Origin of the sequence: uncultured Caballeronia sp., from assembly GCF_964243625.1 — a bacterium.
GTDB lineage: Bacteria > Pseudomonadota > Gammaproteobacteria > Burkholderiales > Burkholderiaceae > Caballeronia.
In genome coordinates this window covers 1-4,277 of the sequence record NZ_CAXTGZ010000520.1, presented here as the reverse complement: position 1 = coordinate 4,277, position 4,277 = coordinate 1, and the positions used below count along the sequence as shown (strand labels likewise).

Annotated in this window: 4 protein-coding genes and 1 pseudogene; 3 read left to right on the top strand and 2 right to left on the bottom strand. The window is 60.6% G+C overall.

Annotation, left to right across the window (positions count from 1 at the left end; translation table 11 throughout):
• Together ACFFAR_RS26120 and recA are read right to left on the bottom strand one after the other, a co-directional pair.
• Positions 1 to 298, bottom strand: a 298-nt coding sequence (locus tag ACFFAR_RS26120) for a hypothetical protein (RefSeq protein WP_375508733.1), incomplete at its 3' end; no start/stop codon positions are given.
• A gap of 19 nt (positions 299 to 317) precedes the next feature.
• Complete coding sequence (recA, locus tag ACFFAR_RS26115; protein WP_375508732.1) at positions 318 to 1,388, bottom strand: recombinase RecA; 1,071 nt, start codon at positions 1,386 to 1,388, stop codon at positions 318 to 320.
• A gap of 226 nt (positions 1,389 to 1,614) precedes the next feature.
• Between recA and ACFFAR_RS26110 the strand changes: the two genes are divergently transcribed.
• From ACFFAR_RS26110 to ACFFAR_RS26100, 3 genes and pseudogenes are all read left to right on the top strand, one after another.
• Positions 1,615 to 2,358 carry a response regulator transcription factor gene (locus ACFFAR_RS26110; RefSeq protein WP_061998619.1) on the top strand — a complete coding sequence of 248 codons (744 nt, stop codon included), beginning with the start codon at positions 1,615 to 1,617 and terminating at the stop codon, positions 2,356 to 2,358.
• A 7-nt stretch (positions 2,359 to 2,365) separates the two neighbouring features.
• Positions 2,366 to 3,964, top strand: coding sequence for a sensor histidine kinase N-terminal domain-containing protein (locus ACFFAR_RS26105; RefSeq protein WP_375508731.1), 1,599 nt, complete (start codon positions 2,366 to 2,368; stop codon positions 3,962 to 3,964).
• Positions 3,965 to 4,192: 228 nt separating this feature from the next.
• Positions 4,193 to 4,277 (top strand): annotated as a pseudogene (locus ACFFAR_RS26100) (alpha-ketoglutarate permease); the annotation flags it as partial.

Genomic DNA, 4,277 nt, shown 5'->3' with positions numbered 1-4,277 from the left:
AGCTGCTGCCCTTGAATCCGCTGCTGGTTTTATCGCCGGCAGCGCCACCGCTCTTGTTAAAGCTGTTCCCAAATGAACGACGCGCCGGTGCAGATCCCTCCGCACCAGCGCGTTCGCTTGATGCTGCGCGGTATCGATCGCTGCTTCGTTCGTAGCGATCAACCCCTTCCTCCGCGTCGACGCTCTCGCTGTCATCGCTTACGGAATTCGGGCCGTCCGGATCGTCCTTTACGTCTTGCTCCGAGTCACGACTCGCGTCGCGACCGGCCTTCGACCCGAACCGGTTTTTGCGCAGCATCTTTTTTACCGCCTACCACTCATTCTTCGTCAGCGACTTCGGCAACGCCTGGCAGTGACTCAGCCATTGCATTGACGCCCAGCGACTCGCGGATCTTGTTTTCGATCTCACGCGCCATTTCCGGGTTCTCACGCAGGAATTCACGTGCGTTGTCCTTGCCCTGACCAATCCGTTCGCCGTTGTAGCTGTACCAGGCGCCGGCCTTGTCCACCAGCTTGGCCTGCACGCCCAAATCGATGATTTCGCCCTGACGCGAGATGCCTTCGCCGTAAAGAATGTCGAAGATGGCTTCGCGGAACGGCGGCGCAACCTTGTTCTTCACCACCTTCACGCGCGTTTCATTGCCGATCACTTCGTCGTTCTTCTTGATCGAACCGATACGGCGAATATCCAGACGCACCGATGCGTAGAACTTCAGCGCATTACCACCCGTGGTGGTTTCCGGATTGCCGAACATCACGCCAATCTTCATGCGGATCTGGTTGATGAAAATCACCAGGCAGTTCGTACGTTTGATCGTGCCGGTTAGCTTGCGCAGTGCCTGCGACATCAAACGTGCTTGCAAGCCAGGCAGTGAATCGCCCATTTCGCCTTCGATTTCAGCCTTCGGCACCAGCGCCGCAACCGAGTCGATCACGATCATGTCGATGGAACCCGAGCGCACCAGCGCGTCCGCGATTTCCAGCGCCTGCTCGCCCGTATCCGGCTGCGAGATCAGCAAGTCCGACGGGTTCACGCCGAGCTTCTGCGCGTAGCCGATGTCGAGCGCGTGTTCCGCGTCAATAAATGCCGCCGTACCGCCAAGCTTCTGCATTTCAGCAATCACTTGCAGCGTCAGCGTGGTCTTGCCCGACGATTCCGGACCGTAGATTTCCACTACGCGTCCACGCGGCAGGCCGCCAACGCCCAAGGCAATATCCAGTCCGAGCGAACCGGTCGAGACCACTTGAATGTCTTCAATGGCTTCGCCGGCGCCGAGTCGCATGATCGACCCCTTGCCGAATTGCTTCTCGATCTGCGCGAGCGCGACGGCAAGCGCTTTGGTCTTCTCCGCAGACATCCCGCCCGGGCCTTTCTTGCTATCTTCCATGAATCGTCCTTTGCTATGATGAACGGCATCTGGCGCATGCCCGCGGACTTTTGCTCCACTGGGTGCACTGCTACAGACACTGTATAAAAAAACAGGTGTTTTTGCAAGTGGGTTCAGCGCGCGTAGTTTCAACACCACGCCTTGACCATGCAAGCGCACCACAACACCTGGAGACCGCCGCGCCGGGCGAATTGCGGTGCCGGCAATGCCTTTTGCGCACACTACGATGCGAATACTCATTGCCGAAGACGACAGCATACTCGCGGACGGTCTCGTTCGATCACTCCGCCAATCGGGGTATGCGGTGGATCACGTCAAGCACGGCGTGGAAGCAGACACCGCCCTTTCGCTGCAAACTTTCGACCTCCTGATCCTCGACCTGGGCCTGCCCATGATGTCCGGTCTCGAAGTCCTGCGGCGCCTCAGGGCCCGCAATTCCCAGATGCCCGTACTCATCCTGACAGCCGCCGACAGTGTCGACGAACGCGTCAAGGGCCTCGACCTCGGCGCCGACGACTACATGGCCAAACCGTTCGCGCTGAACGAACTCGAAGCCCGCGTGCGCGCCCTCACCCGGCGCGGCGCCGGAGGCGGTCCGACAGTCGTCAAACATGGCGCGCTGTCATTCGATCAGGTCGGGCGCATTGCGTCTATCAACGACCAGGTCATCGAGTTGTCGGCGCGCGAACTCGGCGTGCTCGAAGTCCTGCTGCAGCGGGTTGGCCGGCTGGTATCGAAGGAACAGCTCGTCAACCACCTTTGCGAGTGGGGCGAGGAAGTCAGCAATAACGCGATCGAAGTCTATGTCCATCGGCTAAGAAAAAAAATCGAGCCCGGCGGCGCGCGCATCATGACCGTTCGCGGGCTAGGCTATAGCCTTGAAAAAGCCGTTGCACCAGCGGCCGCTCCGGTCGCGTCAGGACCCGCGGACGCCGGCCCGATGGCATCGTCCAGCCCTCACTACAAGTAACCACATCATGGGCTCGCCCGCTACTTCCAAGCGTGCCGCCCAGGCGTCGCGCGAGTCGCCTCACCCGTTGCAGCACCCGTCGCCGGATCTGCTCGATGCACCCATTGCAGACCCCGACGTGTCTCGTGACGCGCGTTACGCCAACCCGTTCGCGCCGCCCGACGAGCTCGAGCCCGACGGCGAACCGGCGCCGCGTTCGCTGTTCGGCGAGATTCTCGACTGGATGCTCGCGCCGCTATTGTTGCTGTGGCCAATGAGCATCGCCGTCACATATCTGGTCGCCAAGTCGATAGCCAACGGGCCGTTCGACCGGGCGCTCGAAACCGATGCCTACGTGCTCGCCCGGCAAATCCAGCCTGTCAACGGCGTAGCGGAATTGCGTCTGCCGAACGCCACGCGCGATTTCCTGAGGGCGGATAACGTCGATAGCGTCTTTTTCCAGGTGCTCGGAACACGAGGCGAACTCGTGGGCGGCGACGCCGACATGCCCCTTCCCCACGACGATGACCGGCCGCAGCCCGGCATTGTGGAATTTCGTGACGATGTACTGCGCGGCAACGATATCCGCGTCGCCTACACCACGGTCGAACTGCCATCATTGCAGCAGCCGGTACTCGTCCAGGTGGCCGAGACGCTCGATAAACGCAGCCAGTTAGCCAATGACATCATCAAGGGCGTGATCCTGCCGCAGTTCGTGATTTTGCCGCTGGCTATCGTGCTGGTGTGGTTCGGGCTGTCGCGCGGGCTCGCGCCGCTGCATGCGCTGCAATCGAATATCCGGGCGCGCCGTCCTGACGACCTTTCGCCGCTCGAAGCCAGCCGCGCGCCGCCGGAAATCGCGCCGCTGGTGGCATCGTTCAATGACTTGCTCAACCGGCTCGAGCAGAACATGGAGCTGCAAAAACGCTTCATAGCCGATGCCGCCCATCAAATGAAAACGCCCCTCGCCGGCTTGCGAACCCAAGCCGAGCTGGCGCTGCGGCAGGACGTACCCGCCGAAGTCCAGCGTTCGCTGGAACAGATCGCGACAAGTTCCGAGCACGCGGCGCGGCTCGTCACGCAACTCCTTGCGCTTGCTCGCGCAGAAAACCGGATGACCGGGCAGATTTTCTCGCGTGTCGAGCTCACCGATCTTGCGCGGCTTGCCGTGCGCGACTGGGTGCAGGCGGCGTTGGCGAAGGGCATGGATATCGGCTATGAGGAGCCGCCGCATCCGGTCGAGGTCGAGGGCAACGTGGTGATGCTGCGCGAGATGCTGTCGAATCTTATCGATAACGCCATCCGCTACACCCCGCCCGGCGGCCGGATCACGGTCCGCGTGCGCACCGAGGATTCGGACACGCGCCGCGTTTATCTCGAAGTCGAAGACACGGGCTTGGGCATTCCAGTGGCGGAAAGAACGCGCGTGGTGGAGCGGTTTTACAGGATTCTCGGACGTGAAGGCGATGGCAGCGGATTGGGCCTGGCCATTGTCAGGGAGATCGTGACGATGCACCGTGGCACGCTCGACATTGAAGACCACGTGTACAGCGAAGCGCCCCGAAAGGCGGGAACGCTTGTGAGAGTAGGCTTACAGCGGGTTTATCCTGCCCGGGACAAACCCTGAGCGATTGCTTTATCGCAAAGCCGACAATATAGAAATTAACGTAAATTAGCCCGCAAATAACGGTCAAACGATTAAAAATAGCCGACGTTCAACCCGGTCGCCATCGCGATCTCAAAAAACCACACACCCCTACCCAGTCAGAACGCCGTAAGTTTTCACTCCAATAATCGCTGCACGGTGCCGCCATGCGCGGGGTGCCATTCAAAAATCAAGATCAGGAGATGATTCATGGCGACGGTCGAGGGACGCATTTCCCACGCACCGATGACAAGCGAAGAACGGCGCGTGATTTTCGCGTCATCGCTGGGCACGG

What these genes read in the sequence shown, in the direction of transcription:
- ACFFAR_RS26110 (WP_061998619.1), top strand. Translation starts at nt 1,615, where the DNA reads ATGCGAATACTCATTGCCGAAGACGACAGCATACTCGCGGACGGTCTC.
- recA (WP_375508732.1), bottom strand. Translation starts at nt 1,388, where the DNA reads ATGGAAGATAGCAAGAAAGGCCCGGGCGGGATGTCTGCGGAGAAGACC.
- ACFFAR_RS26105 (WP_375508731.1), top strand. Translation starts at nt 2,366, where the DNA reads ATGGGCTCGCCCGCTACTTCCAAGCGTGCCGCCCAGGCGTCGCGCGAG.